19 protein-coding genes and 1 tRNA gene are annotated in these 23,616 nt (G+C 68.1%); 15 read left to right on the forward strand and 5 right to left on the reverse strand.

The genetic code is table 11. The features are described 5' to 3' along the window. Positions 1 to 17: 17 nt before the first annotated feature. The 9 genes from PC39_RS11615 (at position 18) to PC39_RS11655 (ending at position 10,238) form a co-directional block, all read left to right on the forward strand. Positions 18 to 2,231 carry a hydantoinase B/oxoprolinase family protein gene (locus PC39_RS11615; RefSeq protein WP_353253558.1) on the forward strand — a complete coding sequence of 738 codons (2,214 nt, stop codon included), beginning with the start codon at positions 18 to 20 and terminating at the stop codon, positions 2,229 to 2,231. 19 nt (positions 2,232 to 2,250) lie between these two features. Next, the gene (locus PC39_RS11620) at positions 2,251 to 2,742 is read left to right on the forward strand and encodes an acetone carboxylase subunit gamma (RefSeq protein ID WP_353253559.1); all 492 of its coding nucleotides are present in this window, start codon (positions 2,251 to 2,253) and stop codon (positions 2,740 to 2,742) included. Between the two features lie 169 nt (positions 2,743 to 2,911). Further along, on the forward strand, positions 2,912 to 3,805 hold the full coding sequence (locus PC39_RS11625) for an AraC family transcriptional regulator (RefSeq protein WP_353253560.1): 894 nt from the start codon (positions 2,912 to 2,914) through the stop codon (positions 3,803 to 3,805). 308 nt (positions 3,806 to 4,113) lie between these two features. Next, a complete protein-coding gene (locus tag PC39_RS11630) occupies positions 4,114 to 5,502 on the forward strand; it encodes an LLM class flavin-dependent oxidoreductase (RefSeq protein ID WP_353253561.1) in 1,389 nt (462 codons plus the stop codon). Between the two features lie 71 nt (positions 5,503 to 5,573). Beyond that, positions 5,574 to 6,182: a TetR/AcrR family transcriptional regulator gene (locus PC39_RS11635; RefSeq protein ID WP_353253562.1), complete on the forward strand. Its 609-nt coding sequence runs from the start codon at positions 5,574 to 5,576 to the stop codon at positions 6,180 to 6,182. 22 nt (positions 6,183 to 6,204) lie between these two features. Continuing rightward, entirely contained in the window at positions 6,205 to 7,395 is a 1,191-nt protein-coding gene (locus PC39_RS11640) for an MFS transporter (RefSeq protein WP_353253563.1), read from the forward strand. Between the two features lie 79 nt (positions 7,396 to 7,474). Further along, positions 7,475 to 8,014 carry a flavin reductase family protein gene (locus tag PC39_RS11645; protein ID WP_353253564.1) on the forward strand — a complete coding sequence of 180 codons (540 nt, stop codon included), beginning with the start codon at positions 7,475 to 7,477 and terminating at the stop codon, positions 8,012 to 8,014. Positions 8,015 to 8,022: 8 nt separating this feature from the next. Then, entirely contained in the window at positions 8,023 to 8,616 is a 594-nt protein-coding gene (gene nudE, locus PC39_RS11650) for an ADP compounds hydrolase NudE (protein ID WP_502950878.1), read from the forward strand. 74 nt (positions 8,617 to 8,690) lie between these two features. Further along, positions 8,691 to 10,238, forward strand: coding sequence for a flavin-containing monooxygenase (locus PC39_RS11655; protein ID WP_353253566.1), 1,548 nt, complete (start codon positions 8,691 to 8,693; stop codon positions 10,236 to 10,238). Positions 10,239 to 10,248: 10 nt separating this feature from the next. On the opposite strand, the gene PC39_RS11660 is transcribed toward PC39_RS11655, so the two are convergent. Further along, a complete protein-coding gene (locus tag PC39_RS11660) occupies positions 10,249 to 11,907 on the reverse strand; it encodes an alkaline phosphatase D family protein (RefSeq protein ID WP_353253567.1) in 1,659 nt (552 codons plus the stop codon). A 222-nt stretch (positions 11,908 to 12,129) separates the two neighbouring features. Between PC39_RS11660 and PC39_RS11665 the strand changes: the two genes are divergently transcribed. Genes PC39_RS11665 through PC39_RS11675 form a run of 3 tightly spaced genes read left to right on the forward strand, consistent with a single transcriptional unit; the run spans position 12,130 to position 15,124 of the window. Then, a complete protein-coding gene (locus tag PC39_RS11665; RefSeq protein WP_353253568.1) occupies positions 12,130 to 12,966 on the forward strand; it encodes a mechanosensitive ion channel family protein in 837 nt (278 codons plus the stop codon). Beyond that, positions 12,959 to 13,807, forward strand: coding sequence for a magnesium transporter MgtE N-terminal domain-containing protein (locus PC39_RS11670; protein WP_353253569.1), 849 nt, complete (start codon positions 12,959 to 12,961; stop codon positions 13,805 to 13,807). Before PC39_RS11665 ends, PC39_RS11670 begins: the two co-directional genes overlap by 8 nt. Before the next feature lie 3 nt (positions 13,808 to 13,810). Continuing rightward, positions 13,811 to 15,124, forward strand: coding sequence for a magnesium transporter (locus PC39_RS11675; protein ID WP_353253570.1), 1,314 nt, complete (start codon positions 13,811 to 13,813; stop codon positions 15,122 to 15,124). A gap of 385 nt (positions 15,125 to 15,509) precedes the next feature. On the opposite strand, the gene PC39_RS11680 is transcribed toward PC39_RS11675, so the two are convergent. Beyond that, positions 15,510 to 15,586 (reverse strand) — tRNA-Arg (locus PC39_RS11680). Positions 15,587 to 16,026: 440 nt separating this feature from the next. Here PC39_RS11680 and PC39_RS11685 point away from each other — a divergent pair. The 3 genes from PC39_RS11685 (at position 16,027) to PC39_RS11695 (ending at position 20,273) form a co-directional block, all read left to right on the forward strand. Next, positions 16,027 to 18,210, forward strand: a complete 2,184-nt coding sequence (locus PC39_RS11685; protein ID WP_353253571.1) for a DUF1302 domain-containing protein — start codon at positions 16,027 to 16,029, stop codon at positions 18,208 to 18,210. 20 nt (positions 18,211 to 18,230) lie between these two features. Next, positions 18,231 to 19,634 carry a DUF1329 domain-containing protein gene (locus tag PC39_RS11690; RefSeq protein ID WP_353253572.1) on the forward strand — a complete coding sequence of 468 codons (1,404 nt, stop codon included), beginning with the start codon at positions 18,231 to 18,233 and terminating at the stop codon, positions 19,632 to 19,634. A gap of 132 nt (positions 19,635 to 19,766) precedes the next feature. Next, positions 19,767 to 20,273, forward strand: coding sequence for a c-type cytochrome (locus PC39_RS11695; protein ID WP_353253573.1), 507 nt, complete (start codon positions 19,767 to 19,769; stop codon positions 20,271 to 20,273). Between the two features lie 260 nt (positions 20,274 to 20,533). On the opposite strand, the gene PC39_RS11700 is transcribed toward PC39_RS11695, so the two are convergent. From PC39_RS11700 to PC39_RS11710, 3 genes are all read right to left on the reverse strand, one after another. Beyond that, the gene (locus PC39_RS11700; RefSeq protein WP_353253574.1) at positions 20,534 to 21,001 is read right to left on the reverse strand and encodes a pyridoxamine 5'-phosphate oxidase family protein; all 468 of its coding nucleotides are present in this window, start codon (positions 20,999 to 21,001) and stop codon (positions 20,534 to 20,536) included. A 61-nt stretch (positions 21,002 to 21,062) separates the two neighbouring features. Further along, the gene (locus tag PC39_RS11705; RefSeq protein ID WP_353253575.1) at positions 21,063 to 23,075 is read right to left on the reverse strand and encodes a UvrD-helicase domain-containing protein; all 2,013 of its coding nucleotides are present in this window, start codon (positions 23,073 to 23,075) and stop codon (positions 21,063 to 21,065) included. A 30-nt stretch (positions 23,076 to 23,105) separates the two neighbouring features. Then, entirely contained in the window at positions 23,106 to 23,456 is a 351-nt protein-coding gene (locus PC39_RS11710; RefSeq protein WP_353253576.1) for a hypothetical protein, read from the reverse strand. Positions 23,457 to 23,616: the final 160 nt, after the last annotated feature.

The following is a 23,616-nucleotide window of genomic DNA, read 5'->3' on the forward strand; positions in this document are numbered from 1 at the left end:
GACCGGAGGAGAGAGTCATGAGTCAACCCGCTGAGCAATTGAAACCCCGCCCGATCGGCTGGGACGGCAAGACACTGAAGGAGATGACCGAGGAGTCGGCGCGGCTGTTCGAGGAGACCGGGCGCTATTACGGCGTCGAGGATCTGACCCTGCTGCGCGAGCAACCGATCCTGTACGAGAAGATCTTCTCGCGGCTGCGCGGCGGCCTGGTGAACGCCCGCTCGACCGCCCTCAACATCTCGGCCTCGCCGATCGTGCGCGAGCTGGGCGAGCTGTCCTTCGCCCTGTACACGCCGGAGGGCGATTCCATCGCCCTGTCCACCGGCATCATCGTGCACGTGCACACGATGTCGGACGCGATCAAGTACATGATCCGCAACAACTACGAGGAAGTGCCCGGCATCCGCGAGGGCTACGTCTTCTGCAACAACAACTCCATGATCGGCGACGTGCACACCGCGGACGTGCACACCATCATCCCGATCTTCCACGAGGGCGAACTGCTGGGCTGGGCCGCGGGCGTCACCCACGAGGTCGATGTCGGCGGCATCAATCCGGGCTCCATGTGCTACGGCCACGCCGACCGCTACGGCGACGGCATCCTGGTGTCCTCGGAACTGGTGGGCGAGAACGACGAGTTCTACGAGCACTACCTGCAGCGCTGCCGCGAGTGCGTGCGCGGCGAGATGTACTGGGTGCTGGACGAAAAGACCCGCCTGACCGGCGCGCAGATGGCCCGGCGCCAGTTGCTGCGCACGGTCGAGGAGGTCGGCGTCGACACCTTCAAGACCTTCATGCGCGAGGCCATCGAGGAAGGCCGCCGCACGTTCCTGGAGCGCAGCAAGCTGATGCTGGTGCCCGGCCGCTACGAAGCCCCCAGTTTCACCGATCTGCCGTGGCAGGACGACGTCAACGTCCACAACAACGCCCGCAAGGACATGATGATGCACGCCCCGCTGTCGATGACGGTCAAGGGCGACGGCCAGGTGGAGATGTCCTTCGAGGGCGCCAACAAGTGGGACTACCACTCCTTCAACTGCGCGCCGTCGCCGATGCAGGGCGCCATGTGGGTGCAGCTCACCCAGACCCTCTGGAACTCGGACAAGATCAACGACGGCGCCTATTTCGCCACCGACCTGAAGCTGCCCTACGGCTCCTGGGCGAACCCGGACTGGGAGAAGGTATCCACCACGCTCACCTGGTTCTTCCTGATCCCGGGCTGGTCGGGCATGATCCGGTCGCTGGGGCGCTCCTATTTCGCCCGCGGCTACCTGGAGGACATCTCCGCCAGCTATTGCACGTCCTGGAACCTGATGCAGGGCGGCGGCCCCAACCAGTACGGCGTCGACGGCGCCTTCACCAACTTCGAGGTGTCCTGCGGCGGCACCGGCGCCCTGTACGTCAACGACGGGCAAACCGCTTGCGCCGCCATGTGGAACCCCGAGGGCGACATGGGCGAGGTCGAGTCCTGGGAGTCGATGGAGCCGCTGCTGTACCTGGGGCGCGGCGTCAAACCCAGCACCGGCGGTCCGGGCAAGTACCGCGGCGGCACCGGATCGGAGGCGGTGCGGATGCTGTACAACGCGCCGTACCAGACGATCTTCAACGGCGGCGAGGGCCACACCTTCTCCAGCTACGGCATCTTCGGCGGCTACCCCGGCTGCTCGGGCTATCGCCACAACATGCACGGCACCGACATGCGCGAGCGCATCGCCCGCCAGGAGGAACTGCCGACGCTGGACGGCGATCCCGAGGACAGCGGCATCAGCGCCCGCTGCAATGCCGAGGTCGAGAACTTCGACATGAAGGCGATCCAGGGACCGAAGCAGTTCGAGGAATACGATGTCTACCTGAGCATGAACCGCGGCGGCCCCGGTCTCGGCGACCCGCTGGAGCGCGACCCCGCGGCCGTGGTGGCGGACATCAACGCGGGCGAGGTCCTGGCGCGGTTCGCGCGTTCGCTGTACGGCGTGGAGATGGACCGCGGCGAGGACGGCAGCTATGTCCTGGACGCGGCGAAGACCGAACAGACCCGCCAGGCCATGCGCCAACAGCGGCTGGATCGGGCCGAGGACGCGAAGGACTTCTTCGACCGCCAGCGCCAACGGGTGCTGGACAAGGACTTCATCAAGCCGGTCCGCGACATGTACAAGTCGTCCATGGACCTGTCCGCGGAGTGGAACGAGAAGTTCCGCGAGTTCTGGGACCTGCCGGCCGACTGGTCGCTGTAAGCGCCGAGGAGAGACAGCCATGAGCACCTATACCATCGACCAACTGCGCCAGCTCAAGAACGGCACCATCGACGCCTACTCGCTGCACGACATGCAGTCCCACTTCAAGGACCCGGACCGGTTCTTCAAGATGCTGCAGGTCTGGCAGGAGAGCGTGGACTGGGACGACGAGATCATCCTGCCGCTGGCCGAGCACCTGTTCGTGGTGCGCAAGCCCGACGGCAAGCGGATCATCAAGTCGACCTGGGGCCACGAGTACTGCGAGGCGCACGAGAACTGGAAGCTCCACGCCAAGGTCTTCGTGCGCAACTCGGAGGCGCAGTTCGACGAGATCTATCCCCGGAAGATGGCCTGCCACCCGGACTGGATGGAAATCCGCGAGTACTACGACCCGATCAGCGGCGTGTTGCTGGAAGTCGAGGCGGTGCCGCCCGGCTACCCGGCGGTGCACGACTTCAAGCCCGATATCGACACCTTCTACCGGGACTGGCTCGGGCAACCGCTGAACTGATACGCCGGCCGCCCGCGTCCCCGGCGCTCCGGCACCGGGGCCGCGGCTTGTCGGTACGCTTGGCATCCCCACGGTACCTGCGTATATTCGGGACAGGGTTATTGGACATGCTCGCGCCCGCGCGCGTCGGCACCGTTCGTCGTGCCGCGGTCCGGGCCAGGACGTTCCCATGACCGACCCGATCAAACCGGAACAATTGCCCCGCTGGGTGCCGGGAGAAATCACGCTCGACAGCGGCGCCCTGGGCTGGCAAGGCATGTACCTGCGGGGCTACCGCTACGGCCCCTCGGATGTGCCGGTGCCGCCGATGCAGGACTACATGATCGTGGTCTACGGCCGCGGCGTGACACCCATGGCACGCCAGTGCGACAACCGCTGGCGCAACGAGCGCGTGGCCCCCGGCGACGTCTCCCTGCTCACCCACCGCGTGCACTCGCACTGGCGCTGGAGCGAGGGCATCGAGGTCAACCATCTCTACCTGTCGCCGGCCGAGCTGGCCCGCGTGGGCAGCGACGTCTTCGACCGCGACATCGAGGACGTCGAGCTGTTCGACGTCCTCAAGGCCGACGATCCCTGCCTGGCGCACATGGTCTGGAACCTGGCCGCCGAGGCCAGCGGCCCCGGCGTCGGCGGCCGTCTGTACGCCGATGCCGTGATGCTGCAGACCTGCGTGCATGTGCTGCGCAACTACGCCAACGTCGTGTTCCGCACCCGCGACCGGGCGGGCGGGCTGTCGCCCCGCCAGCGGCGGCAGTTGCTGGAATACATGCGCGAGAACCTGGGCGCCGCCATCACCCTGGCCGACCTGGCGGCGGTCGCGGGACTGAGTCTCTACTGTCTCGCCCGCCGGTTCCGGGCCGAGTTCGGCATGCCGCCGCACGAGTTCCTGGTACGCGAGCGCCTGGACGCCGCCATGCGCCTGCTGCGGCGCGGCGACCTGCCGCTCAAGGCCGTGGCCGCCCAGTGCGGCTTCTCCGACCAGAGCCACATGACCCGAGTCTTCCGTCGACTGACGGGCATCACGCCCGGCCGCTACCGCAGCGAACAGCGCCAGGCGCCGTAACCCACCCGGACGACCGCGCCGACGGCTCCACCTTGCCGCCCCGCCGGGAATCGCGCCTCAATCCCTCCTCCAAGGAATGCCGACAGGCGCCCGAGCGGGCGCGTTGCCGGATTGCAGCCGTATCCGCCGGACCGGGCGGAACACCGTCTTAATGATTCAGAAATCATCGACTGACCGCACCCTCGCATCATCCGTGGTATCCGGCTGTCGCTATATTTCCAAGCAATAACAAATTATTGCGACCGCGGTTGACACGGGCTTGTTAATGATAATATTGTCATTTAAAAGCGGGCCCAGGAGGAGATACCGTGACCCGGAAAATGCATCTGAACGCCTTTACCCAGTGCTCCATCTGCCACCATTCGAAGGGGCAATGGAAGCATCCCCTGGATCGGACCTCCACCGGGTACCGCGACGTCGGCTACTGGGTGGACCTCGCGCGAACGCTGGAACGGGGCTGCTTCGACAGCCTGTTCCTGGCCGACGTGCACGGCACCTACGATGTCTACAAGGGCTCGCGCGAGACCGCCGTCAAGCACGCCGTGCAGATACCGGGCAACGACCCCACGGTGATCATCCCGGCGATGGCCCATGCCACGTCGCACCTGGGCTTCGCCTGCACCTACAGCACCACTTACTTCCCGCCGTACCAGACGGCCAAGCTGTTCTCGAGCCTGGACCATCTGTCCGACGGCCGGGTGGCCTGGAACGTGGTGACGTCCTATCTCAACGACGCCAACAAGAATTTCGGCATCACCGAGCCGCTGCCGCACGACCAGCGCTACGATCGCGCCGACGAGTACATGGATGTGGTCTACAAGCTCTGGGAACATTCCTGGGAGGAGGACGCGATCGTGCGCGACGTTGAGGCGGACACGCACACCGACCCGGCCAAGGTGCACGAGATCAACCATGTCGGCGAGTGGTTCAACGTGCCCGGACCACACATGTGCGAGCCCTCGCCGCAGCGCACCCCGGTGATCTTCCAGGCCGGTCAGTCCGGCCGCGGCAACGAGTTCGCGGCGCGGCACGCGGAGGCCATCTTCTGCATCCACCCGAACACCGAGCTGGCGGCGCCCGGGGTGAAGTCGGTGCGCGAGGCGGTGGCCGCCGAGGGCCGGGCGCCGGACGACGTCAAGATCATCCAGGGCGTGGCGGTGATCGTGGCGCCCACCGACGAGGAGGCGCGGCTCAAGGAACGGACCTGCCGCCGTTACGCCAGCCCGGAAGGCGTGCTGGCGTTGTTCAGCGGCTGGGCCGGTATCGACATGTCGGAGTTGGCCTCCGGCAAGAACCTCGAGGAATACGAGTCGAACGCGATCCAGGGCGTGCTGAGCTTTTTCAGCAAGATCGCGCCCGACCGCGAATGGACCGTCGACGAGATCGGCGAGTTCATGGCCATCGGCAGCCTGATGCCGAAGATCGTCGGCAGCCCGGCGACGGTCGCCGACGAGCTGGAACGCTGGATGGCGGAGGCCGACGTGGACGGCTTCAACGTGCATGCCGTGACCCAGCCCGCCGGGTTCGAGGACTTCGTGGACCTGGTCGTGCCCGAGCTGCAGCGCCGGGGACGGCTGCGCACGGACTACGAGGGCAGCACCCTGCGCGAGAGCTTTTTCGGCGCCGGCCGCCGGCGGCTGCCCGAAACCCATGTCGCGCACCGGGCGCTTCCGCCGTGGCGGAAAGCCGGCGCCTGAGCGCGTCGCCGTTGAACTCGCGGCCCGGCGGCTTATGATGTCGGCAACGTCACAGCGGAACCCAGGATTCGATGCCAGCGCCGAAGCGACGGGTGCGCCTGTCCCAGGAAGAACGCCGGGCCCAGCTCATACGATGCGCCGTCAAGGTGGCCGCCGCGAAGGGGCTGGGCCGCTTCGTGCACGCGGACGTGGCCCGCGAGGCCGGGGTGTCGGTCCCCACCGCCTTTCTCTACTTCCGCAACCGCCAGGCCCTGCTGACCGCGGTGATCGAGGAGGTCGACCGCTTCTACATGCGCATGGCGCGCGAGCATCACAACTCGGGCGCGTCGCCGCTGGAAGCCGTATGCGATCACCTCCGGCACTTCGGCGATTCCGTGGACGAGGAGCCCGACTACGCCATGATCTGGCTCGAATGGAGCACCCTGGTCCGCAACGACTTCGGACTCTGGGACGCCTTTCTCGACTTCCACGAACGCGTGATCCGGATCCTGGCCCGGTCCATCCGACGCTGCCAGAGGGAAGGCACGGTGCCGGCCAGCATCTCGGCACCCGACAGTGCCCGCCTGCTGACGGCCTCGTCCCATGCTCTCGCCCAGCTCAAGTTCATGAAGCGCAACCGGCGGATCGTGCAGCGCTATATAGACCAATCCCTGCAGATGGCCTTGCAGCGGCAATCCTGATCTCCGACTCCGGGGCCCGGAGATGAGCGCGGCTCACGGCAACGCCGAGCGCGAGCGGCCCGCCTGGATCCTGCCGGTCATCGTGCTGTCGCAGTTCGCGGCGACCTCGCTCTGGTTCGCCGGCAACGCGGTCCTCCCGGACCTCCAGGCGAGCTGGGGCCTGCCGGCCACCGCCGTCGGCACCGTCACGGCCGCCGTCCAGATGGGCTTCGTGGCCGGAACACTGTGCTTCGCCATCCTCAGCGTCTCCGATCGCCACCCGCCGCCGACGGTTTTCCTGTGCTGCGCCCTGGCGGGCGCCGCCTGCAACCTGGCCATCCTGGCGATGCCGGCCGGGCTGGGGCCGCTGCTGGCGCTGCGTTTCGCCACCGGTTTCTTCCTCGCCGGCATCTATCCGGTGGGCATGAAGATCGCGGCATCCTGGTACCGGGACGGACTGGGCCGGGCCATCGGCTACCTGGTCGGCGCCCTGGTCGTGGGCACGGCATTCCCGCACCTGCTGCCGGGCCTGAGCGCCGGACTCGATTGGCAACGTGTCTTGATCACGGTGTCGGCGATCGCCGCCGCGGGCGGGCTGGCGATCTACCTCCTGGTACCCGCGGGACCGTACCTGCCGGGACGGACCCGTTTCGACATCCGCGCGATCCCGCGCATCTTCCGGTCCCGCGACCTGCGTTCCGCCGCCTTCGGCTATTTCGGCCATATGTGGGAGCTGTATGCCTTCTGGGCGTTCGTCCCGGTCGCGCTCGCCGCGTACGCGGCGAAGACCGGCCTGCCCGACCTCAACGTGCCGCTGTGGTCCTTCGCGGTGATCGCCGCGGGTGCCGCCGGGTGCGTCGTCGGGGGTCTGATCGCGCGCCGCAGGGGCAGCGCGCCGGTGGCGTTCTTCCAGCTCGCCTGCTCCGGGCTCGCCTGCCTGATATCGCCCCTGTTGTGGCATGCGCCGCCGGCCGTTTTCCTGGTCTTCCTGCTGTTCTGGGGCGTCACGGTGGTCGGGGATTCGCCCCAGTTCTCGGCCCTGACCGCACAGACGGCGCCGCGCGAATACGTCGGCACGGCGCTTACCATCGTCAACTGCATCGGCTTCACGATCACCGCGGTCAGCATCCAGGCACTGACGCTGCTGAGCACGGTCCTGGACCCCGCGTTCCTGTTCCTGGCGCTCCTGCCCGGACCACTTTTCGGGCTCGCCGCCAGCCGCCGTCTCCTGTGACCGGGTCCGGCCGGGCCGATTGACCGACCGCCCATTTCCTGATATTTCTATCATTAAAGCGCAAGCCATGGACAACGACATGCCCGCCGCCGATACGGACCGGTCCCCCGCCGCGGACGATCACCGTCCCGAATCGTCGCATCCTTGCCTGGATGCCGACGGCATGCGCGAATTCGCGGGCCAGTTCGCCACCGGCGTGAGCGTGATAACGGCCTGCGACGCCAGGGATGTCTGCTGCGGGCTCACGGTCAACGCGGTGACCAGCCTGTCGCTGGATCCCCCGCTCTACCTGGCATGCCTGGACAACGACTCCAACACGCTGGCCGCGGTGCGGGACAGCGGCGCGTTCGGCGTCAACCTGCTGCGCGCGGAGCAACGGGACGTGTCCGACCGCTTCGCCGGCAAGGGACCCGACAAGTTCGAGGGCATCGGGTACCGCCGGGGCCATCTCGGCGTGCCGGTGCTCACCGGCACCCTGGCGAGCGCGGTCTGCCGCGTGGCGTATCTCCTGCCCGGGGGCGACCATCACATCGTCGTGGGCACCCCGGAGACCTACGAGGTCGGGGGCGGGCGTCCCCTGCTCTATTTCCGCGGCCGCTATCTCGACGGCGAATCCTGAGCATGCCGATGAAGCGCGCGAAACCGGAAATCCTGAGCGTGGCGACGACGGCCGAGTCGCGGCTGTTCCGGATCGAATCGGTCAATCTGCGTTTCAGCAACGGCCGCGAGGTCGAATTCGAGCGTCTGGCCGGCGGCATGCCCGATCGCCGTGCGGTGGTGATACTGCCGCTGCTCGACGCCGATACCGTGTTGCTCGTGCGCGAATACGCCGTCGGCGTCGAGGACTATGTGCTCGGGCTGCCCCAGGGCATGACCCATGACGGCGAGGATGTCCTGGCCACGGCCAACCGCGAGCTCATGGAGGAAGTGGGCTACGGCGCCCGCCGTCTGCATCGGCTGAGCACGCTGAAACTCGCCCCCAACTGCCTGCCGTACCGGACCGACGTGGTCCTCGCCGAGGACCTGTATCCCCGCCGGCTGCCCGGCGACGAGCCGGAACCGCTGGAGGTCGTACCCTGGCCCCTCGCCCGGCTTCCCGACCTCCTCGGCCACGACGAGATCACCGAGGCACGCAGCGTGGCGGCGCTCTTCCTGGCGCAGGTGCACCTGCAGCAACGGGCATCCGCCGCCACCGGAAGCGACCGTCGGGCAACCGGCTGACGGGATGGGCGACCGGGCGCTTACGCGCCTCGAATATGACAAATATATCATTAAATGGTGCGAGGTGAACGGTGATGGCGGACTTGCATGAGCGGCGGACATCGGCCGGGACCGGCGACACCATCGCCACGGCGGCGATCATCGGCGCGGGGTTCTCGGGATTGGGCATGGCGATCCGGCTGCGGCAGGCCGGGATCGACGATTTCATCGTGTTCGAGCAGTCCGACGACATCGGCGGCACCTGGCACGACAACACCTATCCGGGCGTTGCCTGCGATGTCCCCTCCCACCTCTATTCCTACTCGTTCGAACCCAACGCCGAGTGGACACGGGCCTACGCGCCGCAGCGCGAGATCCACGCCTACCTGCACCGCTGCGCGGACAAATACGCCCTCCGGCCGCATATCCGCCTGGGCACGAAAGTGGTCCGGGCGGTCTTCGACGAGGAGAAGGGTCTCTGGGAGGTGACCGACGACGGCGGCGACCGTTACCGGGTCCGCGCCCTGATAGCGGGCATGGGCCCGTTGTCCGTGCCCTCGTATCCCGACCTGCCCGGACTGCACGAATTCGAGGGTACGTTCTTCCATACCGCCCGCTGGGATCACGACACCTCCCTGGCGGGCAAGCGCGTGGGTGTCATCGGCACCGGGGCGAGCGCGATCCAGGTCGTGCCCGCGCTCGCCGAACGGGCGGCCGGGATCACCGTTTTCCAGCGGTCGCCGCCCTGGATCGTGCCCAAGCCGGACCGCCAGATCACCGAACGCGAGCGCGAGCGTTTCCGCCGCTTCCCGTTCCTGATGAAACTGCTCAGACTCCGGCTCTACTGGCGCTACGAGGCCTTCGCGCCCCGGATCATCTGGACCCACGAGCGTCTCAAGCGGGGCGCCGAGAGAATGGCCCTGGATCATATCGAGCAGCAGGTCGCCGATCCGGCGTTGCGGGCGCGGGTCACCCCGGACTACCGCTTCGGCTGCAAGCGGGTGCTGTTCTCCGACGATTGGTACCCGACCCTGCAGCGCGACGACGTCATGCTGGTCGACCGGGCGGTCGAACGGGTCACGCCGACCGGCGTGGTCACCGCCGACGGTCGCGCACACGACCTGGACGCCATTGTTTCCGCGACCGGCTTCCGGGTCCCCCTGGCGGGGGCGCCCTTCGAGATCCGCGGCCTGGGCGGACGCCTGCTCGACCACGAATGGCGCGAGGGCGCTCAGGCCTACAAGGGCGTCAACGTCAGCGGCTTTCCGAACCTGTTCCTGCTGCTGGGCCCCAACAGCAACGCCGCCCACACCTCCATCCTGATCTGCATGGAGCAGCAGGCGGCGTACATCCTGCGGGCCCTGCGCCTGATGAAGCGGCGCCGGCTCAAGTATCTCGACGTCAAGGCGCCGGCCCAGGCACGCTTCAACGAACGACTGCAACGCCGCCTGGCCCGCACCGTCTGGGAGACCGGCGGCTGCCGCAACTACTACCTGGCGCCCAACGGCCGGAACACCGCCCTCTATCCGGGCTTCAACTGGGAATACGGCCTGCGCATGCGGCGCCTGCGGACCGCGGACTATCGTCTGGTCGCCGCCGGGTCGGCGAGCGGGTCGCAAACGGGGATGCCCGACTCGACCTGACGCCCCCGCCTCAGCCCGCCGCCGGCACGCCATCCCCCGGCGCCGGGACCGGCGCGTCCGGCGCCGGCTCGGTCGGCGAGCCGACCCGCTCCGCGCGGTTGGCGCCGGTCGCCGAGGTCGCGGCATCGGCCGTGCGGAAGGCCACCGCGAAGCTCTCCGCGAAATCCCGCGACTCGATGGTGTCCACGTACCAGAACTCGCCCTGGACGCGCTCGCGGGTGATATCGAGCAGCACGTAACCGTGGCTCTTGGACTCCACGTACTTGATGTGCATGTTCAGCAGGCGCACCGCATCGACGATGGGATCGACCTCGGGCAGGCCGCTGCTGGTCACCGAGGGCGTGACGAACTCCACGCCCACGCTGCCGCGGCCGGTGACCGGACCGTACTGCGTGACATCGCCCGGCGCCGGTGTCAGCTCGCTGACCCACGAGGTGTGGATATCGCCGGTGAGCATGATGTTGTTGCGCAGGCCGCGATTCCGCCACAGCTCGTGGATACGATCCCGGTTGGCGGCATAGCCGTCCCACTGATCGGCGTTGGCGGGCAGGTCCAGCAGGGACAGGTCCACGGTCTCGTTCTTGAGCAGCGTGTTCAGCACCTGGAGCTGCGCGAACATGGTCTGGTTGCCGTACAGGCGCCACTGCGCGGTCGAGGCGGTGAGCCGCCGCGCCAACCAATCCTCCTGCTCGAAGCCCATCATGCTGCGGCCGGGGTCCTGCGCGACGAGGGGGTTGAAGCTCTCCGTGGGCACGTCGCGCCCGAACAACCGCGTTTCCCACACGATCAGGTCCACGAGATTGCCCAGTCGGAATTCGCGAAAGATACGGGTGAGGTCGTTCATGTCCGGCGTGCGGATCGGGATCCACTCGTGGTAGGCCCGGATCGCGGCTGCCTTGCGTACCTCCCAGTCGCCTTCCGAATCGTCGTGGTTGGCGGCGCCGTCGCGATAGCTGTTGTTGGTGCTCTCGTGGTCGTCCCAGACGCAGATCCAGGGGTGCTGGCGGTGGCATTCCTGCAGATCGGGATCCGACCGGTACTGGGCATAGCGGGTACGGTAGTCCCGCAGCGTGACGATCTCGTGGTCCGGGGCATGATCCCGGCCGTCCACACCGGTGCCGCCGTACTCGTAGATGTAGTCACCCAGGTGCATGACCAGGTCGAGGTCCGCGCGCCGGGCCATCGCCCGATAGGCGTTGAAATAGCCGGACCGATAGTCCGAGCAGGACGTGAAGGCGATACGCAGGCGGTCGACCTCCCCCACCGGCAACGTGCGGGTACGTCCGATCGGCGAGTCCACGCCGCGCGCGCGGAACTGGTAGTAGTACGTGGTACCCGGCGCGAGTCCGGCGGGATCGACCTTGACGGTGTAATCCCGGTCGGCGTCGGTGACGGTGCTGCCCATGTACATCACCTGCCGCATGTCCGGGTCCATGCCGATGGCCCAGTCCACGCGCACCGGCAGATCCACGGTGGAGGTCACGCGGGTCCACAGGACCACGCGGTCGGACAACGGATCGCCGCTAGCGACCCCGTGCCGGAAGGCGACTTCGGCCCCGGCGGCACCGGAACCCGAGCCGTCGTTGCAGCCGGACAGCCACGGCAGGACGGCGGCGGTGCCGAGCAGGCCGGCGTCACGCAGGAAATGTCGTCGGGTGGGCGGGCTCACGGTGCGTCCTCGCACATGTCCAAGCCCGGCATCATCCGTGGCGATTGTTACGTCATCTTGTCAGCCTCTTCCTACGAGATGCCATCGGTTCCGGCCGGGTCTCGGTCCTGAACGCGCGTCACGGCCGCGCCACGCTACGACGGAATGGCGTTCGCCGCGGCACAGGATTAGTCTGGACCCGTACGGGTCGCATTCCGACCGGCACTCGACACCGAGGGAGCCATGGGCGAACGAGCGAGCTGGACCGAAACACTGGAAGACGGGGTATCGCACCTTTCGACGGCCTTTCTCGAATACCTTCCCCAGGTGGCCGGCGCGATACTGCTCCTACTGGCCGGCTGGGCGGTGGCGGCGTTGCTGCGGATGGCCACGGTGCGCGCCACGCGCGGCCTGGGCTGGTTCCTGCCGCGGATACTGCCGGGCGCGGCCGGCGTCCGTTCGCGCGGCGTGCTGCGGCCCGGCCTGTTGGGCGGCGTGGTCTTCTGGGTGACGATCCTGGCGTTCGTGGCCGCGGCCGCCCAGGTCCTGGGACTGGCCGTGTTCACCTCCTGGCTGGATGCGGTCTTCGGCCACCTGCCACTGATCGCGCTGGCGGGCCTGATCCTGATCGCGGGCGTGGTGGTCAGCCAACTCGTACGCGAGGCCGTGATCGGTGCCGCCGCCGCGGCCGGCCTGGAGTACAGGGCACTACTGGGTCACGCGGCGCAGGCGGCCGTCGTGGTGGCGGCGGCCGTGATCGGCCTGGATCTGGTGGGCCTCGACATCACCTTCCTGGTGGTGCTCGCGGGCATCCTGATCGGGGCGATATCCGGCGGCGCCGCGCTCGCCTTCGGGCTGGGCTCGCGGACGCTGGTGAGCAATCTCCTGGGCGTACGCGCCATCGGCCATCGCCTCCGGGAGGGCGACGCCATCCGCATCGACGGGATCGAGGGCCGTGTGGTCGAGCTCGGCCGACGCAACATCGTCCTCGAGACCGCCGAGGGCCGAGTAACGGTCCCCGGCCGCTACTTCAGCGAGCATCCCTGCACCCTGCTCATGCGCGAGGACGATCGTGGCTGAGGCGGCGGAGCTGACCTGGCGCTTCCTGCGGCGGCATCCGCAGGCGGCCGCCGAAGTGCTGGAGACGCTGGACGCCGATACCGCCGCGGCTTTCCTGTCGGGCGCACCGCCGCGACTGGCGGCCCCGGTGATGGCGGCGATGCTGCCGTACCACGCCGCTACCTGCCTCGTCCTGACCGACGAAACGTACGCGGTCGACCTGCTGTCGGCGATGCCGACGACGGCCGCGGCCGCCGTGCTCCGGCGGGTGCCGGTCGCCCTGACGAACCGTCTGCTGGAACGGCTGCCGGCGCGCACCACCTTCGCCCTGCGGCTGCTGCTGCGCTACCCCACGACCACGGTCGGTGCATGGATGGAGCCCGACATCACGCTGTTGCCGGCCGGCATCACGGTCTGCGACGCCTGGGACCGGCTGCGGCGCGAGGCCGCCTCGATCGACCGCTTCATCTACATCGTGGACCGCGAGCAGCGCCTGATAGGCCGCGTGGCCAGCGCCGAGTTGCTACGCGCCGACAACGATATGCTCGTCGACCGGCTGGCGGTGACAACGACCGCGAGCCTGGCGGCTCGCGACGACCTCCAGGCCGCGATCGATCTCGACGCCTGGCGCGAATGCGACCCACTGCCGGTGCTGTCCCGCGACCGGCGCCTGCTGGGCGTGGCGCGCCACGCCGCGCTCTACCGCGGCGCGGCGAGATTGGGGGACAGTCACGCCGACACCGTCTTCACGGACGCCCTCATGGCGCTGATGGAGGCCTACTGGACCGGCCTGTCGCGTCTGATCGAGGCACCTTTCTCCCTGTTGCCCCCGGCCCGGCGCGGCGGCAAGTACGAGGAGTAGGACATGACCGCCGAGTACGCCATCGAAACGCTCAACCGCTCCTTCCTGCGCGACTACCCGCGCGAGGCGGCGCGCGAGATCGAGGCCCTACCGCCCGAGAGCGTGGCGCCGGCGTTGGCGGATCAGTCGATCGCGGTGCTGACCCGCGTCTGGGACTACCTGCTGCCCGACGCCGCCGAGAACCTGCTGCTGCAACTGCCGGACGACGTGGCGTCCGGCTTGTTGACGTCCCTGGATCCGGCACGGGCCACGGCCGTGCTCGACCGCCTGGACGACGCCGAACGCGAACGCTACCTGGGCCTGCTCGACAACGCCGTGGCCCGGGAACTGCGCGAACTGCTGGAATATCCCGCGGACAGCGCCGGCCGCATGATGGACGCGCGGGTCATGGCGCTGCGCGGCGAGATGACCGCGGCCGAGGCCCTGGACCGCCTGCGGCGGGCCCGCCGTCCCGGCCGCGTCCGGCTGGTCTTTCTGGTGGACGACGCCGGGCGCCTGACGTCGGCCGTGGACCTGCAGGACCTGGCCACCGCGGAGCCGGACACGCCCCTGCGTGCCCTCGCCCGCCCGGTGGCGACCGCGGCCTCGGCGCTGGACCCCCGCGACGAGGTCGTCGAGCGCCTGGAGCAGTTCCGCAGCGAGGAGCTGCCGGTGCTGGATATCCACGGCGGCCTGCGCGGCGTGATCCGTTCCGAGGTCCTGCTGCAGACCCTGCAGGACGAGACCAGCGCCGACCTCCAGACCATGGTCGGCGTGAGCCGCGAGGAGCGGGCGCTGTCGCCGGTGACCTTCGCGGTGCGCAAGCGCCTGCTGTGGATGGAGATCAACCTGGTGACGGCGTTCCTGGCGGCCTCGGTGGTCGGCCTGTTCGAGAGCACCATCGCCCAGTTCACCGCCCTGGCGGTGCTGCTGCCGGTGGTCGCGGGCCAGTCGGGCAACGCCGGCGCCCAGGCCCTGGCCGTGACCATGCGCGGCCTGGCCCTGCGGGAGATCGGCATGCGCCAATGGCTGCGCCTGCTGTCCAAGGAAGTCCGGGTCGGTATGGTCAACGGCGTCGTGATCGCCCTGACCACGGCGGCCGGCGTCTACGTCTGGAGCGGCAGCGAGGGCTTGGCGCTGATCATCGCGCTTGCCATGGTGCTATCGATGAGCATCGCCTGCGCGGCCGGCGCGATGGTGCCAATCGTGCTCACGCGGCTCGGCCAGGACCCGGCCCAGTCCTCGTCCATCATCCTGACCACGGTGACCGACATCGCCGGCTTCTTCTCCTTCCTCGGCATCGCCGCGCTGCTGGCGGGGCTGTTGCTGGCGGGCTGAGGCGCCGCCGCGATCATCCCGCGGCAAGGCAGGATGACTCGGGACTGGCGGCCCTCGCCCTTCGGGCCAGCGTCGCTGCGCTCCGCTGTTCCGATCCGCTGACGCGGATCGGTCGAACTGCGTGTTTTTTATGGGTCGCAGGTTCGAATGCGACCAACCACCGCAAAGGGGCGTTCTGAGGTAGGAGATCTCTAAAGAATTATGGTGCGCCCGGCAGGATTACTCGGGACTGGCGGCCCTCGCCCTTCGGGCCAGCGTCGCTGCGCTCCGCTGTTCCGATCCGCGGCGCGGATCGGTCGAACTGCGTGTTTTTTATGGGTCGCAGGCTCGAATACGACCAACCAGCCATCGGTGGCTAATCAAAATGGGGAGTCATCGCAAGATTTGGTGCGCCCGGCAGGATTCGAACCTGCGACCTTCGGCTCCGGAGGCCGACGCTCTATCCAGCTGAGCTACGGGCGCGACGCGGGTTGTGCCGAACCGGGGCGCTGCCCGGATCGGGGCCGCAGAGGATACGCCGACGCGCGTTCCACGTCCATCTCGCGGGCGTCACCAAAGCGCCCTCGGAGCCGCACGACACAACCCGTCGATACCCGGCGTCCGCGTAAGCTTCGGACTTCGGTATAAATTTACCTACAAGAAAAGCGACATTTCCCTTATGCGCCGCCGCGCCTGCCGGTACCATAGCGCCCAAAGACCGGCGGCAGGCCGGCATTCCAGTGTGGGAGGATCATCCACGCCGCGAGCGCGGCCCCGCCTTGATCCATGCGGCCGGCATCGGCCATCTCCACCGGAATCGCCCGCGGCAATTGGCGGCGGGACCAACAGACTCGATACGAGAGCACCGGGCTAGCGCCGCCCGAACGGCGGCTATCGTCCGGCACCATCGGAGGGAAAGGGACATGATGACGATGCTCAGGGGGGGACGCGCGTTCGCCCGGATGGCGGCCGCGGCGACGCTGGCGGTCAGCGGCGGCGCCGGCGCCTACAGCTTCGACCTAGGCCCGTTCCAGGGCTCGCTGACCAACAGCGTATCGGTCGGCGCCGCGGTGCGGATGCAGGAACGCGACGACGACCTGATCGGCAAGAGCAACCTGAATCCGGGGCTGTGCCTGCGGCGCAACGACAGCGGCGACGTGGTCGGCAACACCTGCAATTCCACCACCGACCCGTCCCTGAACCAGGCCTACGTCGACGCCCCGGGCGCGTACTCGGTCAACGGCGACGACGGCAACCTGAACTATGACCAGTACGACCTGGTCTCGGCCACCGCCAAGCTGACCTCCGAGCTCAGCATCCGCTGGGGCCGTTTCAACTTCTTCACCCGCGGCCTGGGCTACTTCGACGAGGTCAACGCGGACTTCGACGAGTACCACCCGGACACCACCTTCCAACCCCGCCACACCGAACGGCCGAGCGGGACCGTGGACGTGATGGCCGCGGACGTCGACCTGCTGGACTACTACGTCTCCGGCAGCTTCCCGTTCATCGGCAACCGCGACGTGCTGTTCCGGATCGGCAACCAGGTGGTGAACTGGGGCGAGAGCTCGTTCCTGCTGCTCAACAGCATCAACACCATCAACCCGCCGGACGCCGCGCGTCTGCGCCTGCCCGGCTCGCAGATCGCCGAGGTGTTCAAGCCGCTGGGAATCGCCTCCTTCCAGACCACGATCACGCCGGATCTGACGGTGGAGGCGTTCTACAACTACGACTGGGAGCCGGTGACCCCCGATCCCGTGGGCAGCTTCTTCTCGACCTCGGACGTGGCGGGCGCCACCGACAACCGCTACGCCATGCTGTCCTTCGGCAAGGCGCCCGAGGATCCGGACGCGATCTACGACCCGGGAACCAACCCCTCGATCCCATTGGCGCGCGAGGGCGACCCCACCGGCCTGATCTCCAGTGCCAGCCGCACGGTCTACTTCGAGTCCGCGAACGAGCCCGAGGACGGCGGCCAGTACGGCGTATCGCTGCGCTACTTCGCGCCCTGGCTGAACAACGGCACCGAGCTGGGCTTCTATTTCATGAATTACCACTCGCGCTTCCCGCTGGCGAGCAGCTACGCCGCCGACGAGACCTGCCTCAACGGCGCCACGGGCAGCATCCTCGATCTGCTCGGCTGCGGCGTCGGCGGCGACAAAGGGTTCCTCGGCCTGGCCGAGGAGCCACTGCCGCTGGACACCATGCGCCTGCAGCTCGAATACCCCGAGGACATCCATCTCTACGGTCTGAGCTGGAACACCACCGTCGGCAACTGGTCCTTCCAGGGCGAGTACGCCTACCGGCCGAACCTGCCGCTGCAGATCCACACCACGGACCTGGTGTTCGCCTCGCTGCAGCCGGCGTTCCCGGACAACAACGTCGGCGTGACCGTCAACGGAGAACAAGGGCTTGTCGTGCCGAACAAGCGCGCGGCCGTGCCCGACTACGTGGAGACCCTGTACCGCGGCAACACCGTGACCGCCAACCAGTACATCCGCGGCTACGAGCGCATGAAGGTGGGTCAGTTCGACGCCGCCCTGACCCGCACGATCGGCGGCAGCAACTGGCTGAAGGCCGACCAGGTAATCGTGCTCCTGGAGGCCGGCTTCAATCACGTCATGGATTTCCCGGACAAGAGCGAACTACAGTTCGCCGGCCCCGGCACCAATACCCACGCCAGCGGCGGCGCCGACGGCACCGCCTCCAGCGTCGGTAACGACTCGGCGACCCTCAGCCCGAACGCCCTGCCCTGTACCGACGCCTGCCGCCAGAACCCCACGACCCAGGACGGCGGCTTCGCCGACGACTTCTCCTGGGGCTACCGGTTCCTGGTGGTGCCGCGCTACCAGAACGCGATCTTCGGCGCGAACCTCGCGCCGGTGCTGGGCATCTTCCACGACGTGGACGGAACCACGCCCGGCCCGGGCGGTCTGTTCGTCGAGGACCGCGTGCAACTGATCACGGCCCTGCGCTGGGATTACCAGAACCGTTGGAGCGGCGAGGTTCGCTACACTGCCTACACCACGGTCGGCGACGGCGACGACGAGTTCCACCAGGAGCGGGACCGCGATTACCTGAGCCTGTTCGTGGCCTACGATTTCTAGTCCCTTTGGAGTCCCACATCATGCAATTCCGCAGCCATCGCATCGTCCTGGCCGGCGTCCTCGCGGCGTTCGCGCTGGGCGCGCAAGCCAAGGTGCCCGAGAAAGAGGCCGCCAAGCTGGGCAACGAGCTGACCCCGCTGGGCGCCAAGCGCGCGGGCAACGCCGACGGCACCATCCCGGCCTGGGACGGCGGCATCACCGCCATCCCCGAGGCGGCCAAGCAGGCCGGCTACACCAGCGAGAAGGGCGCCCGCCTGGTCGACCCGTTCCCGGACGACGAGCCGCGCTTCACCATCACCAACGACAACCTGGATCAGTACCGGGACAAGCTGACACCGGGCCAGATCGCGCTGTTCGAGCGCTTCGAGGACTACAAGATGCCGGTCTATCAGACCCGGCGCACGGCGGCCAACGACGAATACATCTACAAGGCCACCAGGGAGAACGCCACGCGTGCCGAGCTGGTCGCGGACGGCGAGGGACTCGAAGGCGCGGCCGTGGGCATTCCCTTCCCCATCCCCCAGAACGGCCGCGAGGTCATCTGGAACCACAAGGTGCGTTACCGCGGCGTGGCGGTCCGGCGCTGGAACAACCAGTTCCCGGTCACCTCGGACGGCGACTTCAACGCGGTGAAGCTGCAGGAGGACGTCTTCTTCCCCTACAGCGCCCCGGGCACCACCCCCGAGCAGGTGGAGCGCAGCAACGTCATCATCTACTTCCTGCAGGTGGTGCGCGCGCCCGCGCGCCTGGCGGGCCAGATCCTGCTGGTGCACGACACCGCCAACCAGGTCCGCGAACCGCGCCGCGCGTGGCTTTACAATCCGGGCCAGCGCCGCGTGCGCCGGGCCCCGAACGTGGCCTACGACAACCCGGGCACCGCCTCGGACGGCCTGCGCACCAACGACCAGCTCGACATGTTCAACGGCGCCATGGACCGTTATACCTGGAAGCTGGAGGGCAAGCGCGAGATCTACGTGCCCTACAACGCTTACCGGCTGCATAGCGGCGACCTCTCGTACGACGACATCTTCAACGAGGGCCACATCGACCAGGACCTGACCCGTTACGAGCTGCACCGCGTGTGGGTCGTGGATTCCTTCGTGCGCGAGGGCACCAGCCACATCTACAAGCGGCGCACCTACTACGTGGACGAGGATTCCTGGCAAATCCTGGCCGTGGATGCCTACGACCAGCGCGACCAGCTCTGGCGAGTGCAGGAAGCCCACCCGATCGTCGCCTACGATCCGGCGTTCTACATCACCACGCTGTCGGCGGGCGAACTGGTCTACGACCTGCAGAACGAGCGCTATCTGGGCATGGCGTTCAACAACGACAGCGAAGAGGTCTACCCGATCGAGGACGAGATCGGCGATCCCGCTCGCTACTTCAACCCGCGCAACATCCAGCGCTTCGCGTTCAAGTAAGCGGACCGACGACGACCCCGGCGCGGTCCGCCGCGCCGGGGTCCGTCATGTGCGGCAGGGGCGAAGGCCGCGGCGTATGGGTTATACTACGCCGCGTTTCGCGCCAGCCGTCTTGAAAGTGGACCCCTATAAATGAGTGCTGATCACGACCGGACATTTGTGCGCACGTTCCTGGCGGTGCTGGGAGCGCTGGTCGCCTTCACCTTCGTCATCATCTTCATCGCCCGTACGATCATGTCGGCCGCCGGCCCCGACGAGATGCTGCCCGAGGAGCGGGCGCGCATAGAGCAGCGGGCCGAGCCGGTATTCGAGGTGGTGACCGATCCCGCCCAGGCACAGAAGGTCGCGCAAGCGTCCGCGCCGAGCGGCGGCGAGGAGACCGCGGCCGAGCCGAAATCCGGCGAAGAGGTCTACAACAGCGTTTGTTCCGCCTGTCATCAGGCGGGCGTGGCCGGCGCCCCGAAAACGACCGACACCGCCGCCTGGCAACAGCGCCTGGACGGCGGCGGCAAGAACACGCTCTACGATCACGCCATCAACGGCTTCAATGCCATGCCCGCGAAGGGCGGCAATCCCGGCCTCTCCGACGAGGAGGTCGAAAAGGCCGTCGATCACATGCTGGAGCAGGCCGGCGTCTAATACCCGCGTCGTTCCGGCACGACAAAGGCCGCCTCCAGGGCGGCCTTTTTCATGGCCATACCGTTCAATCCCCTGTGAATGCGTCACCGGCTAAAGCCGGTGGCTTCAGGTTACGGCTCAAAGCCGGGTCGGTCGGCCATACGGCCGACTTTCCCCTCTCCCCTCAGGGGAGAAGGAACCCAAAATTACCGCCTACAGGCGGGGGATTTACCGATCCCCTATTCATGACTTTAAACCGCAGTCGCCACGCGGCTGCGGGTTTAGCCCATCAGGTCGCTGGCGTCCGGGCCCGACCACGAACGCCCGGTCATGGCCCGGGCCCAGCCTTCCTCGGGCCGGATGCGGCGGCCGCTGAGCTCGCGCACCACGAACCGCACCAGATGCGGCCGGTCGCCGCCGGCCAGGGGCTCGGGCAGGTCGTCGAACCGGGCGCCGTCCGCGCTCTCGAGGTGCCCGCGCGCGATCACGCTCCAGGCCGAACGCCGGTCGGCGTCGACACCGTCCACCTCGAACGTGGCCGCGATCCCGCGCTCGGCAGCGATCTGCTTGACCCCCTCGGCCGTACGGAAGATCACGTCGCCCCCGCGCACGGCGTAGGTGACCGGCAGCACCTCGGGCGCGGGCTCGCCATTGATCGCCACCCGGCCCACGTCGTGGGAGGCCAGCAACTGACGGCAACTTGCCTCGTCGAGATGCGTCAGACGTGACGGTGTCGTGGAATCGCTCATGGCCGCCTCCTGCTGCGGTACGGCTCCACCATAAAAGAGGCGGGGCGACAGTAGAAGGGGCTTATCCCTCGTTGAGCAGCGCCTTCAGACCCGCCAGGTGCGCCCGGCCCCGCTCGCGGGCGTTCTCGGGCTGCGCCCCCGTGCCGCTGCGGCCTTCCCATTCCAGTTCGTCGGCGGGCAGTTCCTCCAGGAAACGGCTGGGCGCGCAGTCCACCGCCGAGCCCTGGCGCTGCCGCTGGCGGCAGAAGGTCAGGCTCAGACTCTTGCGGGCGCGGGTGATGCCCACGTAGAGCAACCGCCGCTCCTCTTCCAGGTTGTCGTCGGCCACGCTGTTGGCGTGCGGCAGCAGGCCCTCCTCGGCGCCCACCAGGTAGACGTGGTCGAACTCCAGGCCCTTGGCCGCGTGCAGGGTCAGCAGGTGGACCTTGTCGCGGTCCGGGGTATCGTCGCGCTGATCGAGAATGTTCAGCAATCCGAGCTGGGCCACCACCTCGTGCAGGTCGCGCGGTTTCCCGGTGTCGTCCTCGCCGCTGCGGGCCAGCCAGGCCTCCAGCTCGTCGACGTTCTCCAGCCGGCGCTGGGCCGCCTTGGGATTGGCGGCGGTCTCGCGCAGCCAGTCGCGATAGCCGATGTCGGCGATCAACTGCCGCAACACGGCGCCGGCGGGTTCGCTCTCGCCGCGGCGCATGAGTCCGCCGGCCCATTCCGTGAATTCCATCAGCCGCCGGCCGCTGCGATCCGGCAGGCGGCCGGCGAGGCCGATGCCGCGCGCCGCGTCGAACAGCGACAGGCCGCGCTCGCCGGCGTAGCGGCCGAGCTGCTCCAGGGTGGCCGGCCCGATCTCGCGGCGCGGCAGATTGATCACCCGCAGGAAGGCCGCGTCGTCGTCGGGATTCACCAGGAGGCGGAGATAGCCGACCAGGTCGCGTACCTCGGCCCGCTCGAAGAAGGAGCGGCCGCCGGACACGCGGTAACCGATACCGCGCTCCCGCAGGACCCGCTCGATCGGCCGCGACTGATGGTTGCTCCGGTAGAGCACCGCGTAGGCGCCGAGATCGTTGCCGGTGCGCACCCGGTGCGACAACAGCTCGCTGACCACCCGCTCGGCCTCGCCCGCCTCGTCGGCGCAGGGCAGCACCCGCAGGCGTTCGCCCGGCCCCAGGGCGCTCCAGAGGGTCTTGTCGAAGACGCGCTCGTTGCCCTCGATCAGCCGGTTGGCCGCATTGAGGATGTAGCCGCAGGAACGGTAGTTCTGCTCCAGCTTGATCACTTGCAGATGCGGGAAATCCCGTGAGAGCTGCGACAGGTTGCCCGGCCGCGCACCGCGCCAGGCATAGATCGACTGGTCGTCGTCGCCGACCACGGTGAAGGCCGCGCGCGGGCCCGTGAGCAGCTTGAGCAACTCGTACTGAGCGCCGTTGGTGTCCTGGTACTCGTCCACCAGGATATAGCCGAACCGGCTCTGCCAGCGCTCGCGCGCCTCCCGGTCCTCGGCCAGCAGACGCACGGGCCGGTACAGCAGGTCGTCGAAGTCCACCGCGTTGTACGCGGACAGGTGCCGCTGGTACTCGCCGTAGGCGCGCGCCGCCCGCGAGGTCGCTTCGTCCTCGGCCCCGGCCATGGCCGCCTCGGGTGACACCAGGGCGGATTTCCAGTTCGAGATCGCGAAACGCGCCGCCTTGCGCAGCTCGGCGTCACGGCCCAGCAGTTCCGCGAGCAGCTTGTCGGAATCCTCGGCGTCGAAGATCGAGAAGCCGGGCTTGAGCCCGACGGCGCGGTGTTCCTCGCGCAGCAGCCGCAGGCCCAGGCTGTGGAACGTGGAGACCTGCAGCCCGGCCGCCTCGCGCGCGCCCATGAGCGCGCTCACGCGGGTCTTCATCTCGCGCGCGGCCTTGTTGGTGAAGGTGACCGCCGCGATGCGGGAAGGCGCAAAGCCGGAGGCGGCCAGATGCGCGATCTTGTGGGTGATCACGCCGGTCTTGCCGGAACCGGCGCCGGCGAGCACCAGCAGCGGTCCGTCGAGGTGACGGACCGCCGCCCGCTGCTGGGGATTGAGTTTCGGGGTCGCTGCCATGGGCGGCGGAGTCTAGCAGCTAGACCTGCTTCAGTAACCGCGCTTGGACCGGTCCAGACGCTTGCCCCCTTTTTGTGCGCTCTCCTTGTCGGCCGCACTGAATTCGGGCATGAAGTCCTTCGTCTCGCGGCCTTTAACATCCTCGGGATCGCGCGCGGCAAGTTCGCCGCAGTTCGCGCCGGCCTCCGCCACCGAGGCTTCCAGTGTCGCCAATTGCTTGGCGATGCGGGGGGCATCGCCGCGAGCACGCGCGACGAGCAGGGCCTCCTGGGCGCTGCGGCTGGCGGACTCGATGCGTGCAAGCGTCTCGCGGCAATCGCCGGCGGCCGATGCCGCCGGCGCGGCGCCGGCCAGGAGTGCGGTCAATAGCAGGGTTCGCATGGTCTTTCACCTGTGTCGTTGTAGGGCCCCGGGAACGGTGCAAGGAGCATACCCGGAACAGCGGGCCCGCGTGACTGGCACGTCGATTGCATTATCCCTCTCGGGTCCGGCCCGAACGCATCGCGATCGAACCGGGCCGCCGGATCGGGACGCTCCGCCG

This window comes from Salinisphaera sp. PC39 (assembly GCF_040361335.1).
Classification (GTDB): Bacteria; Pseudomonadota; Gammaproteobacteria; order Nevskiales; family Salinisphaeraceae; genus APNM01.